Source organism: Mesorhizobium sp. B2-4-14, from assembly GCF_006442155.1.
GTDB lineage: Bacteria > Pseudomonadota > Alphaproteobacteria > Rhizobiales > Rhizobiaceae > Mesorhizobium.
Window position 1 is genome coordinate 91,022 of sequence record NZ_VFVA01000015.1, and the last position, 22,520, is coordinate 113,541.

Sequence of the window (22,520 nt, forward strand, 5' to 3'; positions counted from 1 at the left end):
TGGTGAAATGCGGTTTTTCGCCATCATGCCACCTGCTCGATGGCGCCGGTGATCAGCCCGGTGACTTCCTCGGGCGAACTGGACGCGATCGTCTTGTCAGCGACCTTGCGGCCGCGCCGCATGACGATGACACGGTCGGCGACATCGAAGACATCGGGCATGCGGTGACTGATCAGCACAACGGCAATGCCCTGATCGCGCAGATGGCGGATCAGGTTCAGCACTTCGGCGACCTGCCTGACCGAGATCGCCGCCGTCGGCTCGTCCATCAGCACGATCTTGGCTTGGGACAGCATGGTGCGGGCGATCGCGACTGCCTGGCGCTGGCCGCCCGACATCTGCTTGACCAGGTCACGCGGCCGCGTCTCCGACTTCAGTTCGGCGAAGAGCTGGCCGGCGCGCTTGTACATGGCGGCATAGTCGAGGATGCGGAACGGACCGACGCCGCGCCGCAGCTCGCGGCCGAGATACACATTGGCGGCGGCCGTCAGATTGTTGCACAGCGCGAGGTCCTGGTGGACGATCTCAATGCCGTGCTGGCGGGCTTCCGCCGGCTTGTGCAGGATCAGTTCCCTGTCGTCCATGCGCATGACGCCATGACTCGGCCGGAAATTGCCGGCGATCATCTTGACCAGCGTCGACTTGCCGGCGCCGTTGTCGCCCATCAGGCCGACGACCTGTCCGGGCTCGATCGACAGCGACACGTCATTGACCGCCTGGATGGCGCCGAAATGCTTCGAGATGTTGGTGAGTTCGAGAACCGCCACCAGCCTTTGCCTCCCCGTGCCTTGCCGCATGCCCATGGCCGGCGCAGCCTTTTTCGCTTTCCTCCAGCTCCTCCCTGGAACAGCGATGCCGTCATTTACGCAAATGGCCGCGCGGGCGTCAATTGTCGGATGAATAGGAACCGGCAATTGTCAGATGAATAGTGCGATGCTGTTTTGAAAAATCCGTTTTGTAGGACAAATTGCAATTGACGTTGACGCTTCGCCGTTATTAGCTTGGCGCCGGAGGAAGACATGCCGTCTCCCTGACGCCATCATTGCCGGCGGGAGCGGCTGAAGATTATCGATCGTGCTGGCGATTGCCGGTCCGCTCGCATCTGAAAATGCTTATCGGCCTGGCTTGGTGGCACGAGCGCTCGCGCCTTTGTCATCTCGTATCCGGGCTGGTTCGTGTGGCGGGCACGCCGTGTCCGTCTGTTTCCAAGGGAGGACTGACATGAGGAAAACAGTTTTGCTCGCCGCCGTCGCCGCCATGGCGCTGGGCGCCGGGCCGGCTCTGGCCAAGAAGCAGGTCGTGATCGTGGTGAAAGGTCTCGACAATCCGTTCTTCGAGGCCATCCATCAGGGGTGCGAGAAATGGAACAAGGAAAACGCCAGCGCAGAATATGAATGCTTCTACACCGGTCCGGCGTCGACTTCGGATGAGGCAGGCGAGGCGCAGATCGTGCAGGACATGCTGAGCAAGCCCGATACAGCGGCGATGGCGATTTCGCCGTCCAACGCGCCGCTGATCGCGCAGACGATCAAGAGCGCCAACCCGACGATCCCGATCATGACCGTCGACGCCGACCTGACCAAGGAGGACGCTGCCCTTCGCAAGACCTATCTCGGCACCGACAATTATCTGATGGGCAAGAAGATCGGCGAATACATCAAGAAGGCCAAGCCGAAGGGCGGCACGATCTGCACCATCGAGGGCAATCCGGCTGCCGACAACATCCTGCGCCGCGCGCAAGGCATGCGCGACGCGCTGTCCGGCAAGGAAGGACTTGCGGCTTTGGCAGGTGAGGGTGGCTGGACCGAAGTCGCCGGTTGCCCGGTATTCACCAATGACGACGGCGCCAAGGGCGTGCAGGCGATGACCGATATCCTTGCCGCCAATCCCAAGCTCGACGCATTCGGCATCATGGGCGGCTGGCCGCTGTTTGGGGCGCCGCAGCCCTACCGCGACCTGTTCGGGCCGTTGAAGGACCGGATCGCCAAGAACGACTTCGTCATAGGCGCCGCCGACACGATCGGCGACGAGGTGGCGATCGCCAGGGACGGCCTCGTCACCGCGCTGGTCGGCCAGCGGCCGTTCGAGATGGGCTACAAGGCCCCGTCGGTGATGATCGATCTCATCAAGGGCACCAAGGTCGCGGATCCGGTGTTCACCGGCCTCGACGAATGCACCAAGGACACAGTCGACACCTGCATCCAGAGGTAGGTTTCGACTCCGGGGGTGCTCGGCAGCGAGCGCCCCCATTCTATCGAAGTCTTCAAGAAGACGCTGTGGTTTGGAGCCTCTGGCTCCGGCTTCGACGCGTCCACAATTTGGATTTTCGGCTACAGGATCGGCGCGCCTGCGTAGGTTCGGATCAATCCGGACGACAGCCGGCCGACTATTGGAACGTGGATGCCGCACGAGAAGGCGAAGGGAAAAGCCAGCCGGGCCAAGGCGCCAGCGGGTCGCGACCAGCTTGCCGTGCGCAGGGCGGATGCGGCGCACTTTCCCGGGTTCAGTGTTCATGCTTCGCTCGCCAGCGAGATTGGTCTCCGGATCGTGCGCGGCGACTATCCGCCCGGCAGCATCCTGCCCAACGAGGCCAGATGGGCCGAGACCTTCAATGTCAGCCGCTCGGCGGTGCGCGAGGCGATCAAGATGCTGATGGCCAAGAGCCTTTTGGCATCAAGGCCGAAGATCGGCAGCTGGGTCGAACCGAGGGAACGCTGGAACCTGCTCGACCGCGACGTGCTTGCCTGGTACGCCACGGCGCCCGATCGCGAAGCGTTCCTGCGCACCGTGCAGGAGTTTCGCCACATCATCGAGCCGGAAGCGTCCGCCTTCGCGGCCATGCGGCGCAGCGACGAGCAGATGGCCGAGATCAGCCTGGCCTGCCGCGAGATGGGCGAGGCGTCGAGCCTGCCGGAGCGCATCCGCGCCGACACACGCTTTCACCTCGCCATCCTGCGGGCCTCCGGCAACGACCTTCTGGTGCCGCTCGGCGTGCTGATCGAATCCGCGCTCGACCATCTCTTCGTCTTCACGACGCGGCAGGTCGGCGACCAGTGGCGGGCGCAGAAGCTGCACGAGGCCATCGAGAAGAACATCCGCCTGCAGCGTCCGGCGGCGGCCCGCAATGCCGTGCACAAGCTGCTCGCCGACACCGATGAGAGGATTGGAAGAGGGCGGCGGTGACCCAAGGCAGGTGGTGGAGGTGGCTCACGACATAGGTTGGCGCTGCCCCTCATCCGCCTGCCGGCACCTTCTCCCCGTAAAGCGACGGGGAGAAGGGGGCCAATCGCACCCTCTGCGCTTTTTTCAAAACGCCGACGATTGGCGAAATCGCAGATGACGGCGTCTTTCTCCCCGTCACTATACGGGGAGAAATGTCCGGCAGGACAATGAGGGGCAGCGCAGCCTTTGTTAGAAGTGTCAGCGTCCAGGCTCTCAAATCGTCTGTTTCTTGCCATCCTTCGTCGGCATCAGGTCGACGCCGTTGACCTTGCCGATATGGGTCGCCAGCATCGGCACGAACTGCTCGGCCGGACCTGTGGCGTGGGCGCCGGCGAAGGAATTCTTGGTGGCATTGCCGAGCGGGTTGGCGATGCCGGCAGCACCCGCCATGGACTCCAGATAGGTCAGGTCCTTGAAGGCGTTGGCGATGGTGAATTTGTGGGCGTCGCGGTCGCCTTCCAGTGTCCAGCGCATGAAGGTCTGGTAGAAGGGGCAGTCCATGCGACCGTTGCGGATGACGCTGTCGAAGCGCGGCGGCGAGATACCGACCTTCTCGGCCAGTGTCAATGCCTCGGAATAGATGGCGGCGTAGCCGAGCGAGATGAAATTGTTGAGCAGCTTCATGCGATGGCCATCGCCGGTGTCGCCGATATGGACGATGCGGCCGGCCCAGGTTTCGATCACCGGCTGCACCCTGGCAAAGACGGCGTCGGGCGCGCCGACCATGGCATCGAGCGTGCCTTCCCAGGCTTCCTTCGGCGTGCGGCTCAACGGCGCGTCGACATAGTCGATACCAAGCGCCTTGAGTTCGGCCGCAAGGGCCACGGTGGAGACCGGGTCCGAGGTCGAGCAATCAACGACGACCGAGCCTTTCTTCAAGCCTTCCTTGAGGCCGCCGGGGCCGCGAATGATGGCTTCCACTTCGCGCGAACCGGTGACGCAGATGAAGACGATATCGGATGCCGCTGCTACGTCGCGCGACGTCGACGCTTCCTCGGCACCTCGGCCCAGAAGGTCTTCCGCCGGCTTGCGGTTCTTGCGGCCAAGGAATGTCAGGGGATAGCCCTTGTCGACTATGTTCTTGGCAATACCGTGTCCCATCAGGCCAAGGCCGATGAAGCCGATTTTTTCGCGCGCGGCCGTGGTGTTCATGTCATCCGTCCTGTTGGGATTATCGATAATTGCGCTGCCGTTTTAGCCTTGAGTGGTTGCGAAATGCAATATTGTCTGACAATAGACGGGAATTCCAGAGCCCGTGATGGAGACCAGAATGACGAAGCGCATCATGTTCACCGGCGGCAGCGGCAAGGCTGGACGCCATGTCGTGCAATATCTTGTCGAGCAGGGCTGCCAGGTGCTCAACATCGACACCAGGCCGCTCGACAATCCCACGGTCCGCACACTGATCACCGACATCACCGACAGCGGGCAGGTATTCAACGCGCTGTCGAGCTACATGGGCCTGCATGAATTCGATCCGTCGCTGCGTCCCCAGCCGGTCGATGCCGTGGTGCATTTCGCCGCCATCCCGCGCATCATGATCACGCCCGACAATGAGTTGTTCCGCATCAACGCGATGGGCACCTATAACGTCATCGAGGCCGCGGTGAAGCTTGGCATCCGCAAGGTCATCATCGCCTCTTCAGAGACGACCTACGGGCTGGTTTTCGCCAACGAGCCGCGCAATCCAACGCATTTCCCGCTCGACGAGGAGTATGACGTCGACCCGATGGACAGCTACGCGCTATCCAAGATCGTCAATGAGAAGACGGCGCGTGCCTTCGCGCTGCGCAGCGGCAGCGATATCTATGCCTTGCGCATCGGCAATGTCATCGAACCGCACGAATACCAGTTGTTCCCGAAATGGTTCGCCGATCCGGGTTTCCGCAAGCGCATTGCCTGGAGCTATATCGATGCGCGCGACCTTGGCCAGATCACGCTGCGCGCCATCGAGAAGGATGGGCTCGGCTACCAGGTGTTCAACGCCGCCAATGACGACACCTCGTCGGACTTGCCGACGGCGGAGCTGCTGAAGCGCTTTTATCCCAGCGTGCCGGTCAAGGGCGAGCTTGGCGAATACGAGACGCTGCTCTCGAACCGCAAGGCCCGCGACATGCTCGGCTTCCGCCCGGAGCACAGCTGGCGCAAATATGTGAAAACGGCCTGAGCGAACGAGCAAACCGGGCTGGGTTGTGCATAGCGGCGGGCTTTGCGGCCCAACCGCCCGCGGGTGCTTGACAGCTTCCGCAAACCGGCCTTTCTGAAGTGTATGCGGGACGCAAAGCCGAACAAGGAAAAATCGCCGAAAAAGCCGACAGCCGCCGAACGGTCCTCCGGTGTTCGCCGGCCCGACGCAGCGCGGATTCCTGGCGCCAGCGTGCACACGTCGCTGGCGAGCGAAATTGGCCTGAGGATCGTGCGCGGCGACTATCCGCCCGGCACCATCCTGCCCAACGAGGCGAAGTGGTCGGAGACTTTCAGCGTCAGCCGCTCGGCGGTGCGCGAGGCGATCAAGATGCTGATGGCCAAAAGCCTGCTTGCCTCACGCCCCAAGATCGGCAGTTGGGTCGAGCCCAAGGAGCGCTGGAACCTGCTCGATCGTGACGTGCTCGCCTGGTACGCGACCTCGCCGGACCGCGAAGTGTTCCTGAAAACCGTGCAGGAGTTCCGCCATATCATCGAGCCGGAAGCGACGGCATTCGCCGCCATGCGGCGGACCGACGAGCAGATGGCCGAGATCAGCCAGGCCTGCCGCGAGATGGGGGAGGCGGCCAGCCTGCAGGAGCGCACGCGTGCCGACACGCGCTTCCACCTCGCCATTCTGCGGGCCTCCGGCAACGACCTTTTGGTGCCGCTCGGTGTGCTGATCGAATCTGCCTTCGACCATCTGTTCACCTATACGACGCGGGCGGTCGACGACCTGAACTACGCGCAGAAACTGCATGAGGCGATCGAGAAGAACATCCGCCTGCAGCGGCCGGACGCGGCGCGCGCCGCGGTGCGGAAACTGCTCGCCAACACCGACCACGTGATCAAATCACGCTAAGCCCGAGCTGACCGCTAATCCTCTTTTTCGCGGCCGAAGGCTACGCGAAGTTCGTCCTTGGCGCGCTCGAGCACTTGTCTGCGTGCGGCGGGCAGGTTCTTGCCGGCGCGGTTGATGTAGAAATTCAGCATCGACATGGCGGACTGGAATGGTTCGGCCTTGCGGCGATGACTGTGTTCGGCCGAGCGCTTGAGCGAGGCGGCGATCTTCTTGGCATCGTCGGATTCGAAGATGTGATCCTCGAGATCCATCGCGTTGCTGTGCTCGGTCACTTCGGCCGACCATTTCTTCTTGGTTGCGGTCATGACGGGGCTCCTTTGCAGGGTTGCTGGTCGCAAAACTCCATGGATTGGCGTCGGTTCCCGCGTCCCGCCTGCTCTGGAGCCACCGATTTGCCCGCCGTGGCGCTGCTGTAGACCCAGAATGCGCCGATAGTGGCGGCAACGGCAGCCGACAGGAAACGCCTTGACCCGAACCGACTTGAGCCGGCCACTCCCCGGTATCGACAGCTCCTATGCCTGGATGCGGCTCGCCATCTCGATGCTGCTGGCGACGATCGGCGGCGTCGGCATGTGGGCCGTTGTCGTGGTGCTGCCCGCCGTGCAGGCCGAGTTCGGCATCGACCGCGCCGCGGCATCCATGCCCTACACCGCGACCATGGTCGGCTTCGCCGCCGGCAACGTGCTGGTCGGTCGGGCCATCGACCGCATGGGCTACTGGATGCCGGCACTGCTCTCGTCTGTCGCGCTCGCCGCCGGCTTCCTGCTCGCGGCGCTGTCGACATCGATCCTGCAATTCACCCTTGCCCAGGGGTTGCTGATCGGTGTCGGTACGTCAGCGATCTTCGGCCCGCTGATTGCCGACATCTCGCACTGGTTCAACCGTCGGCGCGGTGTCGCGGTGACCGCGGCCGCGGCCGGCAACTATCTTGCCGGGACGATCTGGCCGACCATCATGCCCACGCTGATGAAGGCGGAAGGCTGGCGTTTCACCTATGCGGCGATCGGTATCGTTTGCCTGGTGACCATGGTGCCACTGGTGCTGATGCTGCGGCGCGGCGCTCCGGAAGCGGCCGCCGCCGGTTCGCCAGGAAGCCGGCTGGTGCAGCCGATCTCCCTGTCGCCCGCGGCGCTGCAGGTGCTGCTGGTCGTCGCCGGCCTGGGCTGCTGCGTGGCGATGTCGATGCCGCAGGTGCACATCGTCGCCTATTGCATGGATCTCGGCTACGGCGTGGCGCACGGCGCCGACATGCTGTCGATCATGATGGCGGCGGGCGTCGTCAGCCGGCTTGCCTCGGGCTTTGTCGCCGACCGGATCGGCGGTGTGAAGACCCTGCTCATAGGCTCGGTGCTGCAGTGCCTGTCGCTGTTCTTCTACATCCCGTTCGACGGGCTCGCCTCGCTCTATGTCGTGTCGCTGGTCTTCGGCCTGTCGCAGGGCGGCATCGTGCCTTGCTACGCGATCATCGTGCGCGAATACATGCCCGCCAGGGAAGCCGGCCAGCGCATCGGCATCGTCATGATGGCGACCATCTTCGGCATGGCGATCGGCGGTTGGATGTCGGGCTGGATTTACGACCTGACCGGCTCCTACGCCGCCGCATTCCTGAACGGCATCGCCTGGAATCTGCTGAACATACTGGCCATGGTGCTGGTGCTCTGGAAGGCAAGGCACAGGACCGCCGTAGCGGTCTGAGGCAAGGGAGGGGGCGTGGCCCTCGATCACCTCGGCTTGACAACGGCCAGTCGCTGGGCGACGCCAGAGGCCAAGGGGCGCGGCAGCAGGCCGGTGAGATGACGACAGCTGGAATGATCGTATTGGAGGCGCGCTTCGGCGGCCATGCGCACGGGCCATGGCCTTGATCAAGCCGCGCTCGCGCCGCGGCGGCGGCCGCCCGACCATAGCGGACGTCGCGCGCAAGGCCGGCGTCGGCGCCATCACCGTGTCGCGCGCGCTGCGCGAGCCGGAACGGGTCAGCCAAGATTTGCGCCGCCAGATCCAGGCCGCTGTCGATGAGCTTGGCTATGTGCCGGATCCCAATGCGCGGGCGCTTGCTTCGGCCCGCGCCGAGGTGTTCGGCGTGCTGGTGCCGTCGCTCACCAACAACGTCTTCGCCGAGGTGGTGCGCGGCATCTATGACAGCCTGTCGGACAGCCCGTTCCGCATCCAGCTCGGCAACACGCATTATTCGGGGCTGGAGGAAGAGCGGCTGCTGCAGGTGTTCGGCTCCCAGCGGCCCGCGGCGCTGATCGTGGCCGGCATCGACCAGACGCCAGCCTCGCGAAAGCTGTTGGAGACTGCCGGCTGCCCGGTGGTGCAGGTCATGGAGACCGGGCCCGATCCGATCGACATGATGGTCGGCTTCTCGCATCTCGACGGCGGCAGGACGGCGACCGAACATCTGATCGAAGTGGGGTATCGCCGCATCGGCTTCATCGGCGCGCGCATGGATCCGCGCTCGCAGCGGCGTCTGGCCGGCTACCGCGCGGCGATGGAGAAGGCCGGCCTGTTCGATCCGCGTCTGGTAACGACCACGCCGGTGCCGTCCAGCGTATCGCTTGGCCGCGAACTGTTTCGCGATGCCCTGGCCAAGATGCCGACGCTCGACGGCGTCTTCTGCAACAATGACGACATCGCACTCGGGGTGCTGTTCGAATGCCACCGCGCCGCGATCGGAGTGCCGAACACAATCGGCATCGTCGGCTTCAATGATCTTGACATGATGCAGGTGGCCTTTCCTTCGATCACCAGCGTCCGCACCCATCGTTATGAAATCGGCAAGCGCGCGGTCGCCATGGCGCTGGCGGCGATCGCCGGTGACAGGCCGCAGGAGCGGATCGTCGACCTCGGCTTCGAACTGAAACGGCGCGAGAGCACGGCACGCTGAACACGCTTTCGAGAGCGCCCCCGAATGGTGCTTTACACAGCGTCATGGTAGCGCTACCATTATTTGTGAACAGAGTGTTGAGCCTCAGGCGCCAAGTCTGTTTATTATACATAAGTAACAGCTAAAGCTTGTTTATTATGGATAATATGAAGGGCCAGCCGGAAACGCGGAAATTCCATAAAACTGAAACGACAAATCAGAACTGCAATCGGGAGGATTATCGATGATCAAGTCACTTGTCGGTGGCATCGTTGCCGTCAGTGCGTTCGTCATGCTCAACTCGGCCGCCATGGCCGCCGGCCCGGAGATCGTCTCCGGTCCCGCCGCCCAGGCCGACTGTTTCGCGCCGTGGAGCGCGGACACGAAATTCTTCAAATATCCGAAGAAGGAAGGGCCGTACCGCATCGCCTTCGCCAATGGCTATATCGCAAACACCTGGCGCATCCAGATGGTGCAGACGGCCAAAGCCTATGCGGCGCAGCCCGACGTCAAGGCAAAGATCAAGGAATTCAAGGTCGTGTCGACCGGAGAGGATGTGCCGGCGCAGATTTCGGCGATCAACAATTTCATCGATTCCGGCTATGATGCCATCGTCACCGACGCGCAGAACCCGACCGCTTTCGGCCCGGTCATCAAGCGCGCCAAGGAAGCCGGCATCGTGCTGGTCGCCTTCGACAACATCCTCGACACCAAGGACGCCATCAACGTCAATGTCGACCAGAAGGGCCTTGGCGAATTGTGGGCCAAATGGCTGGTCGAAAAGGTGCCGAATGGCGGCAAGATCCTGGAAGTGCGCGGGGTGGCCGGGACCTCGGTCGACACCGACCGCCACAACGGAATCCACGAAGTGCTGGATGCTTCCGGCAAGAAATGGGCCGTCACCGAAGTTGCCGGTAAATGGGATGACGGCGTGGCGCAGAAGGTGACCGCCGACGCGATCGCCACCAACGGTCCGTTCGACGGCATCACCGGCCAGGGCGGCGACACTGGCATCGTGCAGGCGATGATCGACGCCAAGCATCCATTCGTGCCGTTCGGCGGCGAGACCGAAAACGGCTTCCGCAAATTCTGCGCGGCGCATTCGGCCGACGGCTTGAAGTGCACCTCCGCCGGCTCCGGCCCGGCCCAGGTCGCCGTCGCTATCAAGACGGCCATCGCGGCACTCGAAGGCGAAGTGGTGCCGCAGGAGGTGAAGCTGCCCCTGGCTGTCGCCACGGATCCGGACATGAAGGAAGGCACGGATTACTTCCCGAAAGAGTCGGACAACTTCTTCGTCGGCAATTCCTTCCCGACCTGCGGCATCAATTTCAGCGCCCAGGAAATCATGGGGCAGACCAAGGAAAACCAGTAATCGCTGGCCATCGTCTGGCGCCGCGGCTCACCCCTCGGCGCCAGCCTGCAATCCCATGATCGCCCTGGAGGGTTGATGGACGGTGCGGCTCCTCTCTTTCGCATGGAAGGTATTTCCAAGCGCTATGGCGGCGTGCGCGCGTTGGAAAAGGCCGAACTTTCAGTCGAGGCCGGCAGCATCCATGCCATCCTCGGTGAAAACGGTGCCGGCAAGTCGACGCTGATCAAGGTCGTGGCCGGCGTCGTGGCCCCCGACGAGGGCCGCATGCTGCTGGACGGGCGCGAGGTGACCTTCGCTTCGCCAGGTGCGGCGAACAGAGCGGGCATCGTCTGCATCTTTCAGGAACTGTCGCTGATCTCCGAACTCAGCGTCGCCGACAACATCGTCATTTCCGATCCGCCCAAGCGCTTCGGCATGATCGACCGCAAGGCCCAGCGCCGCATCGCCGAGGACGCGCTGGCACGGGCGGGTGCCGCCGACATCCATCCGCTGGCGCTGGTCAGGGACCTGCCGCTGTCACGCCGGCAGATGGTCGAGATCGCCAAGGCGCTGGCCAGGAAGCCGCGCATCCTGATCCTTGACGAAGCGACCTCGGCGCTGACAGCCGGGGATGTCTCGAAAATATTCGGTGTCCTGAAACGGCTGCGCTCGGAAGGGCTGGCGCTGCTCTACATCTCGCATCGCATGAACGAGATCGCCGAACTCGCCGACCAGTGCACGGTGTTCCGCAATGGCCGTAACGTCGCCAGCTACAAGGCCGGCTCGAAGAGCGACAACGAGGTGGTCGAGCTGATGATCGGCCGCGAATACAGCCACATTTTTCCGCCCAAACTGCCGGCGGCTCCGGCCAGTGCCGCCCCTAGGCTCGAGGCGCGCAAGCTCGGTTGGACGGACCGGCTGGACAACATCTCGCTGAGCGTCAGGGCAGGAGAGGTGGTTGGGCTTGGCGGCCTCGACGGCCAGGGTCAGCGTGAATTGCTGCTCGCTTTTTTTGGCGTACTGCGCGGTCTGTCCGGTCAGATCCTGATCGACGGCAAACCCGTTGCGATCACCAGTCCCGCCACGGCGCGCGAGGACGGCATCGGCATGGCGCTCATCCCCGAAGACCGCAAGACCGAGGGCCTGATGTTGCCGATGACGGTGCGCGAGAACCTGTCTTTCGCCTCGCTCGACCGGTTGTCGAAGGGCGGCATCATCGACCGCGCCGCCGAACAGCGGCTGATCGACGATATGGTTGGCCTTCTGGCGATCAAGACCGCTGGTCTCGACATTCCGGTCGGCGCGCTGTCGGGCGGCAACCAGCAGAAGGTGGTCATCGCCAAATGGCTGATGCGCCAGCCGCGCATCATCCTGCTCAACGATCCGACGCGCGGCATCGACGTCGGCACCAAACAGGAGATTTATCAGCTGATGCGCAAATTGGCGGATGCCGGGGCGGCGATCCTGTTCTATTCGACCGACTATGACGAGTTGATCGGCTGCTGCGACCGGGTGCTGGTGCTCTATGACGGAGCGGTCAAGCGTGAACTAGTCGGCGCCGAGATCACCGAGCGGGCGCTGATAGCGAGCGCGCTCAACATCCATGGCGAGGAGAGCCCGGTGGGCCTGGGAGCGGAGGCGTGAAGGATTGGCGCTACTGGCTGGCCGAGCAACGTGGAACGCTGCTGGCGCTCGGCATCTTTATTGCCATGTTCGTCATCTATACCTCGAACCATCCGGCCGGCTTCACCCCCAATGTGGTACAGACGGCGGCAAACAAGGGCGTGCTGCTTGCCTTCGTCGCCATGGCGCAGACACTGGTGGTGATCACCGCCGGCATCGACCTGTCCGTCGGCATGATTTTCCTCCTCACCAACTGCCTGGCTTCCTGGCTTGTGGTGGGCACTCCGATCCAGACGGCGCTTGGCGTGCTTGCCGTGCTGGCGGTCGGCCTTCTGTGCGGCGCGATCAACGGCGCCATCGTCATCTACGGAAGGCTGCAACCGATCGTCGCCACCATCGCCACGGGGGCGATCTACTACGGTATCGGCCTCCTGCTGCGGCCCTTTCCGGGCGGTTCGGTCAATGAGGACCTGGCCGATGCGTTGACGGGCCGCGTGTTCGGCGTTGTGCCGGCGAGCCTTGTCGTGCTGCTCGCCGTCGTGCTGGTGATCTGGGTGCCGTTCAGCCGCTCGGTGCTTGGCCGCGCGGCCTACGCGGCGGGGTCGTCGGAGACGGCGGCCTATATGTCCGGCGTGCCGATCCGGCGCGGCAAGTTCGCCGCCTACACGCTGGCCGGGCTGCTGGCGTCGATCGGCGGGCTGTTCCTCACCTTCTTCACCTATACGGGCGAGGCGGCCTATGCCAGCGGCAATGCCTACACGCTGTTTTCGATCGCTGCCGTGGTGCTTGGCGGCGTCTCGTTATTTGGTGGCAAGGGCAGTGCCATCGGGGCGATTTTCGGCGCGCTTGCCTTCCGCACGATTGGCGATTTGTTGTTCGTCTTTGATTTCGATCCGCTCTGGCAGCCTTTGTTCCAGGGCATTATCCTGTTGGTCGCGGTCAGCCTCGGCGCCTTCGCCCTGTTTCGGGTCCGCAACCGGCTGGAGTGGTTCCTGTGAGCGAAACGACGCTTGGCGGCATTGCCGGCCGCATGCCGAAATTCATCCGGCGCGCCGATCCGGCGGTGCTGACGGCCTTTGCCTGCATCGTGGTGCTGCTGTTGCTGGGCAGCCTCTATTCGCGCAGCTTCCTGTCGCCTGAATATCTTTTGCAGCAGCTCAAGGTGGCCTCGTTCCTGGGCGTCATCGCGACCGGCATGATGCTGGTCATCCTGCTTGGCCAGATCGACCTGTCGGTGCCGTGGTCGGTGGCGACGGGCGCGATGATGGCCTGCGCGGCCGCGGCCTACGGTCCGGCCGGCGTGGCGCTGGCCATCCCGTTCGGCATCTTCTGCGGCGTGCTGATCGGCATCGTCAACGGCCTCGGCGTCGCCTATCTGCGCATTCCCTCGATGATCATCACGCTCGCCACCAATGCCGTCGCGCAAGGGCTGATGGTGGTCTATACGGGGGGCTTCTCGCCACAGGATTCGGCTACGGGCGCCATGCGATATCTTGCGACAGGCTTTACCATTCCCGGCGTCCCTAACGCGGTCATCATCTGGGCGCTGATCGGTGCGGCGATGGTGTTCGTGCTGACCCGCACCGGCTTCGGCCGCACGGTCTATGGCATCGGAAACCGCGAGCGCGCCGCCTATCTCTCCGGCGTCGATACGCGGCGCGTGGTGATGATCGCGTTCGCCGTCTCCGGCGGGCTCTCGGCCTTCGGTGGCGTGCTCCTGGCCGGCTACGCGTCCAAGGCGGCACAATCGATGGGCGACGCCTACCTGCTGCCGTCGATCGCCGCCGTCGTGCTGGGCGGCACCTCGATCCTGGGCGGGCGCGGCTCCTATCTTGGCACCGTTGCCGGCGTCATCCTGATCACGCTGCTGCAATCCATCCTGTCGGTCATGCAGATGCCGGAAGCCGGACGGCAGATCATCTATGGCGTCGTCATCGTGGCCATGCTCTTGCTTTATGGCCGCGCGCCGGCAAGCCGCTGACAGTGGACGAAGAGGCAGCACAGGCGCCGACGGGCGCTCCCGGCTCGGCGCCCCCGGCCATCGTGGTGATGGGCGTCGCGGGCTGCGGCAAGTCGGCCGTCGGCACCGCGCTGGCCGCTGCGCTGGGTGCGGCCTTCATCGAAGGCGACGGACTGCACCCGCCTGAGAATGTCGCCCGCATGGCACGCGGCGAGCCGCTCACCGACCAGCTGCGCGAAGGCTGGCTCGATGCGATCGGCGAGCGCATCGCGGCGTCGGTTGGCAGGGGGCAAGGCGTGGTCGCCGCCTGCTCGGCGCTGAAGTGGGGTTATCGCGCTCGCCTGCGCCGCTTTTGCCCCGACATCGTCTTCCTCTATCTGGAGATCGATCCCGCCACCGCCAGGCGGCGCGTCGGCAACCGCAAGGGCCATTTCATGCCGGCGAGCCTTGTCGACAGCCAGTTCGCCATCCTCGAACCGCCTGGGGTGGAGGAACGCGCATTGACGCTCGACGCGACGCGCCCGGTCGACGAACTCGTCACCGACGCGGTCCGTTCGATACGCCGATCATGAGGCTTCTTCGGCGCCGATGCCGACGCTTGGAGCCGCCTCTGTCAGCCGCCGGCGCCCGGACCAGGACATCATCTGCTCGGGGCAGTGTTTCAGGGCCTGCAGCAGACAGTCGCGCTTCAGCAGGATGTAATGCGCCTGCAAGGCAAGGTTCTTCGCTCCGTCCCTGGCTGGGTCTGTCGCCGATGTCGCCGGCAGCAGTTCGGGGCTGATCAGGGCGCGGTAGTCGCGGAAGGGAACCGCCTCGAAAGTCGACATGGCAAACAGCGGCGTCTTGCTTCTGGCGGCGAAATTCGCCGGTGCCGAGGCCAGGTGCGTCCAGCCGCTCTCGCCCATGGCGGCCTCGGTAAAGGTCGAGCCGGCATGGATGGTGTTGGTCATCAGCACAACGCCGTTCTGCCTCAGGATCTTCTGGATGCGGATCGTGACCTGATAGGCGTCATGGCGATCGAAGATGATCCGGCTTTTCAGGAACCGGTTTTCGACACGGACCATCGCCGGGTTGAGGAAGCGCAGGCCGAAAGGCGTTTCCGACACGCCATGCGTGTTGACGCTCACCTGATGCGCTTCGATGCCGGCCTCATGCAAGGCGCGCTTGCCGATGATGGTCTGGGCGGTGAACTGATCACACCAGAGGATGGCGCCATGGCCGCGCCGCAGGGCGGCCTGCAGCCCGTCGAGCCCTTCCAGCCGGACCACAGGTGACCAGCGTCTGGCAGCCAGATGCGCGGCAAGCTGCAAGCGGCGGCGATGGTGGGCGGCGAGCAAGGCTTCGAACAGCTTGCGCGCGTCGATGCTGTCGCCAAGCACTGCGCGCACGGCGCCGGCATAGCCGGAAAAGTCCTTGCGCATATGGCGCTTCAGGCGAAGCCGGGACGCCCGGTCGCAGATCGATGCCCACCAGCGCACCGGCAGCATCGCCGCGACCGCCAGATAGAAGACGGCAAGCAGGCTTTCGCGAAAATCCCGGTTGGAAAAGCGACGCAGCCGGCCGGGATGAACCAGCTTGCGGCTGAAGAAGCGCACATCCTCGGCATATTCCGGGACAAAGATGTCGGCGATGATTTCGGTGCGAAAGCTGGCAGCCGATGGCTGCTTGCGGGCGGCTTTTCCGGATTTCGCGAACTTCGGCAGCCTCATCCACCGGCTCTAGATCTGGGATGTCAACTCGACCGGAAAATCATCATTGTCGGCATCGCGCATGGCGGCGAGGCTGCGATTGTCCAGCACCTCGGCGATTGCCTGGCGCACTTCCAGCATCATGTGCCGGACCTGACAGGTGGCCTCGTCGCAATCCTCGCAGCGCTGATATTGTGTGCGGCTGGCGCAAGGGATCGGCGCCAGCGGCCCGTCGAGCACGCGTACGACGTGGCCGATCTTGATCTCGGAGGCGGGGCGGGCGAGGCGATAGCCACCTTCCTTGCCCTTGCGGCTCTGGACGAAGCCGGCATTGCGCAATTCGCCCAGGATGGCGTCGAGGAATTTCTTCGGGATGTTGTTGGCGACGGCAATGTCGTTGACGAAGGCCAATTGGCCAACCGGAAGGCTGGAAAGATGCACGAGGGCCTTGAGGCCGTATTTGCCCTTTTTCGTCAGCATGCCCAAGTCAACCCGCTAAAAACCCCAACCACCCCGCATCTGGCGGCTGTTTGTGTGTAAATGATGACGCTTTTCCCCCGCGCTGCCGTTTCTCGACAACAAGTCGCCGGACGGCACGTTAGGCACAAACGCGTTGATTCTTTGTAACGTTTTGCATTGCGCCGGCAGAATCCCGGCCGGAACCGGCTGCCGGCACATAAACGAAAAAGCCGGCAAAGCGCCGGCTCTCTCATCGCGTCTCGGTGCTGCAGCTCTCAGCGGCTGCCATAGGCCTGGTCGAGCAGGCCGCCGGCGGCGAAATGCTCTTTCTGGATATTGCCCCAACCGCCGAAAACATCTTCCACCGTCAGCAGCCGCACATCGGGGAAATCGGCCTTGTATTTGGCGGCGACGGCGGGGTCGCGGGCCCTCAGGCCATTTTCGGCGGCGATGTCCTGGCCCTCTGGCGTGTAGAGGAAGTCGAGATAGGTCTTGGCCAGATCGCGGGTGCCATGCTCGTCGGCGACCTTGTCGACGATCGCCACCGGGAACTCCGCCAAAAGGCTGACCGAGGGCGTGACCTGCTCGAATTTGTCGCTGCCATATTCCTTGCGGATGCCGCGCGTCTCGGACTCGAACGTGATCAGCACGTCGCCGATCTCGCGCTGCACGAAGGTGGTGGTCGCGGCGCGCCCGCCGGTGTCGAAGATCGGCACGTTGTTGAACAGCTTAGTGATGAACTCCTTCACCTTGGCGTCGTCGCCTTTGAAGGCTTCCTTGGCGTAGGCGGTCGCCGCCAGATAGGTGTAGCGCGCATTGCCGGAGGTTTTCGGGTTGGGGAAGATCACCTGCACGTCGTCGCGCACCAGATCGTTCCAGTCCTTGATGTGTTTGGGATTGCCGGCGCGCACCAGGAAAGAGGGCAGCGAATAGAAAGGCGAGGCGTTGTCGGGAAAATCCTTCTGCCAGTCGGCGGAGACGAGGCCCTTCTTGACCAGGAAATCGACGTCGGTGACCTGGTTGAAGGTGACGACATCGGCGCCAAGGCCTTCGGCGATGGCGCGCGCCTGGGCCGAGGTGCCGGCATGCGACTGGTCGATTGTCACGCCTGGATGCTTCTCGATGAAGGCCTTGTTGACCTGAACGAACAGTTCGCGGCCGACGTCATAGGAGGCGTTGAGCAGCTTGTCGGCCGACCAGGCTTGGGAGGATGCGAGGACGAGACCCGCAAAAGCTGCGATGCCGAGGAAAAATCGCTTCATGAAAACAGGCTCCGGATGCAATGCGTGTATGGGCTCACACCATAGCCGGGGTGTGGAGCGCCCGACGAGGCATGCGGGGAGGCTCTGCGCCCGGGCCGTGAGAAAAGACGTGGGCGAAACAGCGTCTGATTGGTATTTCGTTCCAACCAGCCGGTCGGGCGGTCTCGCGCATTGTATTTGCTTTTTTATATGCATATACATTTGGCATATGCAAAGGAGCCAACAATGCCCCAGCACCGCCAGTCAACGACGACGCCCAAAGAGGCGAAGCTGTTCCGCAACAATCGAAGCCAGGCAGTGCGCATTCCCGTCGAGTTCGAGCTTCCGGGCGACAGGGTCCTGATCAGTCGGGAAGGCGACCGTCTGGTCATCGAGCCGGTTCGCAGGCCGGGTCTCACCGCGCTGCTTGCCCAGTGGGCGAACGAGCTACCGCTCGGTCCCGAGGACGATTTCCCTGAATTCGACGACGCGCCTGTCAAACCCGAGGACATTCTTTGATGCGGTTCATGCTGGACACGAACATCATCAGCGACATGATCCGAAACCCGGCTGGCAAAGCCGCGAGTACCGTGTTGCGTGTGGGGGACTCCGCAGTGTGCACCAGCATCGTGGTCGCCTCGGAATTGCGGTATGGCTGTGCCCGAAAGGGATCGGCAAAACTGCTCAAGAAAGTTGAGGAACTGTTGGCTGAGATTCCCGTCTTGCCGCTCGATGTGCCGGTGGACGCCGACTACGGCTCCATACGCGCCGAATTGGAAGGCCTCGGCCAACCAATTGGCCACAATGATCTCTTCATTGCTGCCCATGCCTGCGCTCTTGGTATCACGCTGGTAACGGCCAACACTGGAGAATTCACCCGGATCAGCGGGCTGAAGGTTGAAAACTGGCTGGCTTGACGCTCATTCAGGCCGTCACGTTTTTATGACTTTCGGAAACAGCTTCCAGCGTCCCGGCCTGAAAGCAACCCGGCTTTTCTGCGCCGCCGGGTGGTCGACGGGTAACTCTATCTCGACGCGCTGGCGCTCGCCGCCGATCTCGAGTTCCACCCGCCGGGTGCCGGCGACGCGGCGGCTGGCGGCGACGGTGCCGGCGATGCAGCCGCTGCAGCCGTCGAGCAGTTCGACATCATGCGGACGGAAGTACAGCATCGCACCGCCCAAGGGCGCATGCGGCGCCGATAGCCCGATCGGACGGTCGGCGAGCCAGATCTCGCCATTCTCGACCTTGACCGGAAGCGAGCTCGATTCACCGATGAAGCCGTAGACGAAGGGAGAGTTTGGGGTGTCGTAGATGTCGTCGGCGGTGCCGACCTGCTCGATGCGGCCCTGGCTCATCACCACCACGCGATCGGCAAGCTCCAGCGCCTCTTCCTGGTCATGGGTGACGAAGACGGTGGTGTGGCCGGTGCGGTCGTGGATTTCACGCAGCCAGCGGCGGAGTTCGCGGCGCACCTGCGCATCGAGTGCACCGAACGGCTCGTCGAGCAGCAGCACCTTGGGTTCGATCGCCATGGCGCGCGCCAACGCGACCCGCTGGCGCTGGCCGCCGGAGAGCTGCGCCGGATAGCGTTTCTCCAATCCCGAAAGCTGGACGAGATCGAGAAGCTCGGAGGCACGGCGGCGGATTTCCGCCGCCGGCGGGCGCGTCGGCCCGTGCCGGACCTTGAGGCCGAAACCGATATTGTCGGCCACCGTCATGTGCCGGAACAGCGCGTAGTGCTGGAAGACGAAGCCGACATTGCGCTCCTGGATCGATTTCTGCGAAGCATCCTCGTCGCCGAAGAAGATCTTTCCGCGCGTCGGCCGTTCCAGCCCGGCGATCAGCCGCAGCAGCGTCGTCTTGCCGGAGCCGGATGGCCCGAGCAACGCGATCAGCTCGCCGGACTTGATGTCGAGCGACACGTCGTGGAGCGCCGGAAACCGCTCGAACTCCTTGCGAACATTGGCAACGCGAACTTCCATCAACAGTCCCTTTGTAGTGGATGCATGCCGTCATCCCGAAACCAGTAGCCAGTTTTGGGCGACATGCATTGCTAGTGCCCGCGGGTCGCGGCGAGTTCGGCGCCGTAGCGCATCTCGAGCAGTGTTTTCAACACCAGCGTGATAAGCGCGAGGCCGGCCAGCAGCGAGGCGACGGCAAAGGCGCCGACGGCATTGTATTCATTGTAGAGGATTTCGACATGCAGCGGCATGGTGTTGGTCAGGCCCCTGATATGGCCCGAAACCACCGAGACCGCGCCGAACTCGCCCATGGCGCGGGCGTTGCACAACAGCACGCCGTAGAGCAGGCCCCATTTGACGTTTGGCAGCGTCACATACCAGAAGGTCTGCCAGCCATTGGCGCCGAGGGAGAGCGCTGCTTCCTCATCGCCATTGCCCTGTTCCTGCATCAGCGGGATCAGTTCGCGGGCGACAAAGGGGAAGGTGACGAAGATGGTGGCGAGCACGATGCCCGGCACGGCGAACAGGATGACGATGCCGTTGGCCTTCAACCAGGCGCCAAGCAGCCCCTGGGCGCCGAACAGAAGCACGTAGACCAGTCCCGATATGACCGGCGAGACCGAGAAGGGCAGGTCGATCAGCGTGGTCAGGAAGGCCTTGCCCTTGAACTCGAACTTGGCGATCGCCCAGGCCGCGGAGATGCCGAAGACAATGTTGAGCGGCACCGAGATCGCCGCCACCAGCAGCGTCAGCCGGATCGCCGAGCGCGTATCGGCGTCGCCGAGCGATTGCGTGTAGGCGCCGACGCCTTTGGCGAGCGCTTCATGGAAGACGATGATCAGCGGCAACAGCAGGAAAATGCCCAGAAAGGCGAAGGTGACGACCATGAGCACGGCTTGCGCCGGGCGGCTTTCGGTGACCGCCGCCGAGCGGCTTTCATGATACAGCTCGTAGGATTTGATCTCGGGATCAGCCATAGCGCTTGCGGCTCCATGTCTGCACGAGATTGACGACCAGAAGCATGATGAAAGACAGCAACAACATGATCGCCGCGATCGCGGTGGCGGCGGGGTAGTTGTACTCCTCAAGCCGGATGACGATCAGAAGCGGCGCGATCTCGGATTTGTAGGGCAAGTTGCCGGCGATGAAGATGACCGAGCCGTATTCTCCGACACCGCGCGCGAAGGCGAGCGAAAAGCCGGTGATAATGGCTGGCGCAAGGCCTGGAAACAGCACACGGGTGATGATCTGAAACCGGTTCGCGCCAAGCGTGGCGGCGGCTTCCTCTACCTCCTTGTCGATTTCCTCCATGATCGGCTGCACAGTGCGCACGACGAAGGGCAGGCCGATGAAGACCAGCGCGATGACGATGCCTGATGGCGTGTAGGCGACCTTGATGCCGAGCGGCATCAGCAATTTGCCGATCCAGCCGTTCGGTGCATAGAGTGTGGTCAGCGCGATGCCGGCCACCGCCGTCGGCAGCGCGAAGGGCAGGTCGACCATGGCGTCGACAATGCGGCGGCCGGGAAAGCGGTAGCGCACCAGGACCCAGGCGACGAGCGTGCCGAAGATCACATTGACGGCAGCCGCGATGAAGGCGGTGCCGAAACTGATTTCCAGCGCATTGGTGGTGCGGCGATCGATGGCGATCGCCCAGAAATCGGTCCAGCCGAGGGCGGCCGAACGCCAGATCAGCCCCGACAAGGGGATCAGGATGATGAGGGTGAGGTAGGCAAGCGAGAAGCCGAGCGTCAATCCGAAACCCGGAATGACGCTAGGCTGTCTGAACCGCCACCCCGCCTGCGCGGGTGCTGTGGTCATGTTGTCCTGGTCTATTCTTACTGGGCCGGCTTGTAGATCTGGTCGAATATACCACCGTCGGCGAAATGGTAAGGCTGGGCTTTTTTCCAGCCGCCGAACAGCGGGTCGTCGATGGAGATCAGCTTGATATCCGGGGTCTTGGGGAGATCCGCCGGCGCTACGAGTTCGGGCTTGGCCGGCCGATAGTGGTTCTTGGCGATGATCGTCTGCCCCTCCTTGGAATAGAGGTAGCTCAGATAGGCTTCAGCGACCTTGCGCGTGCCCTTGGCATCGACATTGGCATCGACGATCGCCACCGGCGGTTCGGCCAGGATCGAGGTCGGCGGATAGACGATGTCGAAATTGTCGGCACCGAATTCGTCAAGCGCCAGGTAGGCGTCGTTTTCCCAGGCAATCAGCACATCGCCCAGGCCTTTTTGCGCGAAGGTCACGGTCGAGCCGCGCGCACCGGTGTCGAGTACCGGCGCATTGGCATAGAGCTTGCCGACGAATTCCTTGTTCCTGGCCTCGTCGCCGCCGTCGTGAGCGTTGGCGTAGGCCCAGGCGGCCAGATAGTTCCAGCGTGCGCCACCCGAGGTCTTGGGGTTGGGCGTGATCACCTGGACGCCGTCCTTCACCAGATCGTTCCAGTCGTGGATGGCTTTGGGATTGCCCTTGCGGACGAGGAAGATGATGGTCGAGGTGTAAGGCGCTGAATTGTTCTCGAATTTCGTGCGCCAGTCGGGATTGATCTTCTTCGACTTCGAGACGATGGCGTTGATGTCGCCCTCGAGCGCCAGCGTCACGACGTCGGCGTCGAGGCCATCGATGACGGCGCGAGCCTGTGCGGCCGACCCGCCATGCGACTGCTGGATGGTCACCGTCTCGCCGGTCTCGGCTTTCCAATGCGCGGTGAAGGCCTCGTCATAGGCTTTGTACAACTCGCGTGTTGGATCGTAGGACACGTTGAGAATGGTGGTGTCGGCAAACGCGAAACCGAGCGTGCCGAACTGGACAGATGTGGCGATCAGCGCGCCGAGCAGCTTCATGAAATGAGGTTTGGTCATTTCTGCCTCCATTGAACTGCTTAAAATCTACCAAGTTGATAGAAATTAGATGCAATGAATGTTGCCTTTTTTGCCCTTCTGGAGAAAATCTTCGACGACATCGGGCTGTGTCGCGAAATGTTTTCCTCATCCATGCTCGGTGAGGATCGATATCCGTCACCCAGCCTCGCGATCGGCATGGGCAATAACCTTCCAAACTCTATCTGCAAAAAATCAATGCGCTGAATCGCCTGGCC

Annotated in this window: 24 protein-coding genes; 14 read left to right on the top strand and 10 right to left on the bottom strand. The window is 63.1% G+C overall.

Features of this window, described 5'->3' with window-relative positions:
* Nucleotides 1-23: 23 nt before the first annotated feature.
* Nucleotides 24-767 carry an ATP-binding cassette domain-containing protein gene (locus FJ938_RS15560; protein ID WP_140609134.1) on the bottom strand — a complete coding sequence of 248 codons (744 nt, stop codon included), beginning with the start codon at nucleotides 765-767 and terminating at the stop codon, nucleotides 24-26.
* 454 nt (nucleotides 768-1,221) lie between these two features.
* On the opposite strand from FJ938_RS15560, the gene FJ938_RS15565 reads away from it, so the two are divergent.
* On the top strand, nucleotides 1,222-2,211 hold the full coding sequence (locus FJ938_RS15565; RefSeq protein ID WP_140695131.1) for a sugar-binding protein: 990 nt from the start codon (nucleotides 1,222-1,224) through the stop codon (nucleotides 2,209-2,211).
* 189 nt (nucleotides 2,212-2,400) lie between these two features.
* Nucleotides 2,401-3,183, top strand: coding sequence for a FadR/GntR family transcriptional regulator (locus FJ938_RS15570; protein WP_140695134.1), 783 nt, complete (start codon nucleotides 2,401-2,403; stop codon nucleotides 3,181-3,183).
* A gap of 252 nt (nucleotides 3,184-3,435) precedes the next feature.
* Here FJ938_RS15570 and FJ938_RS15580 read toward each other — a convergent pair whose 3' ends face one another.
* Nucleotides 3,436-4,374 (bottom strand): NAD(P)-dependent oxidoreductase, encoded by a 939-nt coding sequence (locus tag FJ938_RS15580; protein ID WP_140695136.1) that lies wholly within the window; start codon nucleotides 4,372-4,374, stop codon nucleotides 3,436-3,438.
* A 118-nt stretch (nucleotides 4,375-4,492) separates the two neighbouring features.
* Between FJ938_RS15580 and FJ938_RS15585 the strand changes: the two genes are divergently transcribed.
* Nucleotides 4,493-5,389, top strand: coding sequence for an NAD(P)-dependent oxidoreductase (locus FJ938_RS15585; protein ID WP_140695139.1), 897 nt, complete (start codon nucleotides 4,493-4,495; stop codon nucleotides 5,387-5,389).
* A gap of 102 nt (nucleotides 5,390-5,491) precedes the next feature.
* Nucleotides 5,492-6,268 (top strand): FadR/GntR family transcriptional regulator, encoded by a 777-nt coding sequence (locus FJ938_RS15590; protein ID WP_140609002.1) that lies wholly within the window; start codon nucleotides 5,492-5,494, stop codon nucleotides 6,266-6,268.
* A gap of 14 nt (nucleotides 6,269-6,282) precedes the next feature.
* On the opposite strand, the gene FJ938_RS15595 is transcribed toward FJ938_RS15590, so the two are convergent.
* Nucleotides 6,283-6,573: a DUF3175 domain-containing protein gene (locus FJ938_RS15595; protein WP_140609000.1), complete on the bottom strand. Its 291-nt coding sequence runs from the start codon at nucleotides 6,571-6,573 to the stop codon at nucleotides 6,283-6,285.
* 160 nt (nucleotides 6,574-6,733) lie between these two features.
* Between FJ938_RS15595 and FJ938_RS15600 the strand changes: the two genes are divergently transcribed.
* The 7 genes from FJ938_RS15600 to FJ938_RS15630 all read left to right on the top strand — a co-directional run bounded on the left by FJ938_RS15600 (nucleotide 6,734) and on the right by FJ938_RS15630 (nucleotide 14,640).
* The gene (locus FJ938_RS15600; protein WP_140695142.1) at nucleotides 6,734-7,963 is read left to right on the top strand and encodes an MFS transporter; all 1,230 of its coding nucleotides are present in this window, start codon (nucleotides 6,734-6,736) and stop codon (nucleotides 7,961-7,963) included.
* 157 nt (nucleotides 7,964-8,120) lie between these two features.
* Complete coding sequence (locus FJ938_RS15605; RefSeq protein WP_181169113.1) at nucleotides 8,121-9,155, top strand: LacI family DNA-binding transcriptional regulator; 1,035 nt, start codon at nucleotides 8,121-8,123, stop codon at nucleotides 9,153-9,155.
* Nucleotides 9,156-9,378: 223 nt separating this feature from the next.
* Nucleotides 9,379-10,506 (top strand): sugar ABC transporter substrate-binding protein, encoded by a 1,128-nt coding sequence (locus FJ938_RS15610; RefSeq protein ID WP_140695145.1) that lies wholly within the window; start codon nucleotides 9,379-9,381, stop codon nucleotides 10,504-10,506.
* Nucleotides 10,507-10,581: 75 nt separating this feature from the next.
* The gene (locus FJ938_RS15615) at nucleotides 10,582-12,129 is read left to right on the top strand and encodes a sugar ABC transporter ATP-binding protein (protein WP_140695148.1); all 1,548 of its coding nucleotides are present in this window, start codon (nucleotides 10,582-10,584) and stop codon (nucleotides 12,127-12,129) included.
* The gene (locus tag FJ938_RS15620; RefSeq protein ID WP_140695151.1) at nucleotides 12,126-13,106 is read left to right on the top strand and encodes an ABC transporter permease; all 981 of its coding nucleotides are present in this window, start codon (nucleotides 12,126-12,128) and stop codon (nucleotides 13,104-13,106) included. Before FJ938_RS15615 ends, FJ938_RS15620 begins: the two co-directional genes overlap by 4 nt.
* A complete protein-coding gene (locus FJ938_RS15625; protein WP_140695154.1) occupies nucleotides 13,103-14,089 on the top strand; it encodes an ABC transporter permease in 987 nt (328 codons plus the stop codon). Before FJ938_RS15620 ends, FJ938_RS15625 begins: the two co-directional genes overlap by 4 nt.
* A gap of 2 nt (nucleotides 14,090-14,091) precedes the next feature.
* Nucleotides 14,092-14,640, top strand: a complete 549-nt coding sequence (locus tag FJ938_RS15630; protein ID WP_140608988.1) for a gluconokinase — start codon at nucleotides 14,092-14,094, stop codon at nucleotides 14,638-14,640.
* Here the strand turns inward: FJ938_RS15630 and FJ938_RS15635 are convergent.
* From FJ938_RS15635 to FJ938_RS15645, 3 genes are all read right to left on the bottom strand, one after another.
* The gene (locus FJ938_RS15635) at nucleotides 14,635-15,777 is read right to left on the bottom strand and encodes a hypothetical protein (RefSeq protein WP_140695157.1); all 1,143 of its coding nucleotides are present in this window, start codon (nucleotides 15,775-15,777) and stop codon (nucleotides 14,635-14,637) included. The two genes, FJ938_RS15630 and FJ938_RS15635, sit on opposite strands and share 6 nt — an antisense overlap.
* 9 nt (nucleotides 15,778-15,786) lie before the next feature.
* Nucleotides 15,787-16,236 carry an Rrf2 family transcriptional regulator gene (locus tag FJ938_RS15640; protein ID WP_023768256.1) on the bottom strand — a complete coding sequence of 150 codons (450 nt, stop codon included), beginning with the start codon at nucleotides 16,234-16,236 and terminating at the stop codon, nucleotides 15,787-15,789.
* Between the two features lie 254 nt (nucleotides 16,237-16,490).
* The gene (locus FJ938_RS15645) at nucleotides 16,491-17,477 is read right to left on the bottom strand and encodes a sulfate ABC transporter substrate-binding protein (RefSeq protein WP_140695159.1); all 987 of its coding nucleotides are present in this window, start codon (nucleotides 17,475-17,477) and stop codon (nucleotides 16,491-16,493) included.
* A 225-nt stretch (nucleotides 17,478-17,702) separates the two neighbouring features.
* Between FJ938_RS15645 and FJ938_RS15650 the strand changes: the two genes are divergently transcribed.
* On the top strand, nucleotides 17,703-17,975 hold the full coding sequence (locus tag FJ938_RS15650) for an antitoxin (RefSeq protein WP_140608982.1): 273 nt from the start codon (nucleotides 17,703-17,705) through the stop codon (nucleotides 17,973-17,975).
* On the top strand, nucleotides 17,972-18,373 hold the full coding sequence (locus FJ938_RS15655) for a type II toxin-antitoxin system VapC family toxin (RefSeq protein ID WP_181165565.1): 402 nt from the start codon (nucleotides 17,972-17,974) through the stop codon (nucleotides 18,371-18,373). Before FJ938_RS15650 ends, FJ938_RS15655 begins: the two co-directional genes overlap by 4 nt.
* A 15-nt stretch (nucleotides 18,374-18,388) precedes the next feature.
* Here FJ938_RS15655 and FJ938_RS15660 read toward each other — a convergent pair whose 3' ends face one another.
* The 4 genes from FJ938_RS15660 to FJ938_RS15675 all read right to left on the bottom strand — a co-directional run bounded on the left by FJ938_RS15660 (nucleotide 18,389) and on the right by FJ938_RS15675 (nucleotide 22,284).
* A complete protein-coding gene (locus tag FJ938_RS15660) occupies nucleotides 18,389-19,438 on the bottom strand; it encodes a sulfate/molybdate ABC transporter ATP-binding protein (RefSeq protein WP_140695162.1) in 1,050 nt (349 codons plus the stop codon).
* Nucleotides 19,439-19,509: 71 nt separating this feature from the next.
* Nucleotides 19,510-20,394 carry a sulfate ABC transporter permease subunit CysW gene (gene cysW / locus FJ938_RS15665; protein WP_140608976.1) on the bottom strand — a complete coding sequence of 295 codons (885 nt, stop codon included), beginning with the start codon at nucleotides 20,392-20,394 and terminating at the stop codon, nucleotides 19,510-19,512.
* Nucleotides 20,387-21,238, bottom strand: coding sequence for a sulfate ABC transporter permease subunit CysT (cysT, locus tag FJ938_RS15670; protein WP_140608974.1), 852 nt, complete (start codon nucleotides 21,236-21,238; stop codon nucleotides 20,387-20,389). The genes cysW and cysT overlap by 8 nt, the downstream gene beginning before the upstream one ends.
* A gap of 17 nt (nucleotides 21,239-21,255) precedes the next feature.
* On the bottom strand, nucleotides 21,256-22,284 hold the full coding sequence (locus FJ938_RS15675; RefSeq protein ID WP_140608971.1) for a sulfate ABC transporter substrate-binding protein: 1,029 nt from the start codon (nucleotides 22,282-22,284) through the stop codon (nucleotides 21,256-21,258).
* Nucleotides 22,285-22,338: 54 nt separating this feature from the next.
* Here FJ938_RS15675 and FJ938_RS29520 point away from each other — a divergent pair, with 54 nt between their 5' ends.
* Nucleotides 22,339-22,509: a hypothetical protein gene (locus FJ938_RS29520; protein WP_181169114.1), complete on the top strand. Its 171-nt coding sequence runs from the start codon at nucleotides 22,339-22,341 to the stop codon at nucleotides 22,507-22,509.
* Nucleotides 22,510-22,520 lie beyond the last annotated feature (11 nt).

Excerpts from the sequence above, each read along its gene's own strand:
- FJ938_RS15650 (WP_140608982.1), top strand. The coding sequence starts at position 17,703 with ATGCCCCAGCACCGCCAGTCAACGACGACGCCCAAAGAGGCGAAGCTG.
- FJ938_RS15590 (WP_140609002.1), top strand. The coding sequence starts at position 5,492 with ATGCGGGACGCAAAGCCGAACAAGGAAAAATCGCCGAAAAAGCCGACA.
- FJ938_RS15635 (WP_140695157.1), bottom strand. The coding sequence starts at position 15,777 with ATGAGGCTGCCGAAGTTCGCGAAATCCGGAAAAGCCGCCCGCAAGCAG.
- FJ938_RS15610 (WP_140695145.1), top strand. The coding sequence starts at position 9,379 with ATGATCAAGTCACTTGTCGGTGGCATCGTTGCCGTCAGTGCGTTCGTC.
- FJ938_RS15645 (WP_140695159.1), bottom strand. The coding sequence starts at position 17,477 with ATGAAGCGATTTTTCCTCGGCATCGCAGCTTTTGCGGGTCTCGTCCTC.
- FJ938_RS15615 (WP_140695148.1), top strand. The coding sequence starts at position 10,582 with ATGGACGGTGCGGCTCCTCTCTTTCGCATGGAAGGTATTTCCAAGCGC.
- FJ938_RS15580 (WP_140695136.1), bottom strand. The coding sequence starts at position 4,374 with ATGAACACCACGGCCGCGCGCGAAAAAATCGGCTTCATCGGCCTTGGC.
- FJ938_RS15640 (WP_023768256.1), bottom strand. The coding sequence starts at position 16,236 with ATGCTGACGAAAAAGGGCAAATACGGCCTCAAGGCCCTCGTGCATCTT.
- FJ938_RS15595 (WP_140609000.1), bottom strand. The coding sequence starts at position 6,573 with ATGACCGCAACCAAGAAGAAATGGTCGGCCGAAGTGACCGAGCACAGC.
- FJ938_RS29520 (WP_181169114.1), top strand. The coding sequence starts at position 22,339 with ATGAATGTTGCCTTTTTTGCCCTTCTGGAGAAAATCTTCGACGACATC.
- cysT (WP_140608974.1), bottom strand. The coding sequence starts at position 21,238 with ATGACCACAGCACCCGCGCAGGCGGGGTGGCGGTTCAGACAGCCTAGC.
- FJ938_RS15675 (WP_140608971.1), bottom strand. The coding sequence starts at position 22,284 with ATGACCAAACCTCATTTCATGAAGCTGCTCGGCGCGCTGATCGCCACA.
- cysW (WP_140608976.1), bottom strand. The coding sequence starts at position 20,394 with ATGGCTGATCCCGAGATCAAATCCTACGAGCTGTATCATGAAAGCCGC.
- FJ938_RS15585 (WP_140695139.1), top strand. The coding sequence starts at position 4,493 with ATGACGAAGCGCATCATGTTCACCGGCGGCAGCGGCAAGGCTGGACGC.
- FJ938_RS15570 (WP_140695134.1), top strand. The coding sequence starts at position 2,401 with ATGCCGCACGAGAAGGCGAAGGGAAAAGCCAGCCGGGCCAAGGCGCCA.
- FJ938_RS15660 (WP_140695162.1), bottom strand. The coding sequence starts at position 19,438 with ATGGAAGTTCGCGTTGCCAATGTTCGCAAGGAGTTCGAGCGGTTTCCG.
- FJ938_RS15565 (WP_140695131.1), top strand. The coding sequence starts at position 1,222 with ATGAGGAAAACAGTTTTGCTCGCCGCCGTCGCCGCCATGGCGCTGGGC.
- FJ938_RS15605 (WP_181169113.1), top strand. The coding sequence starts at position 8,121 with ATGGCCTTGATCAAGCCGCGCTCGCGCCGCGGCGGCGGCCGCCCGACC.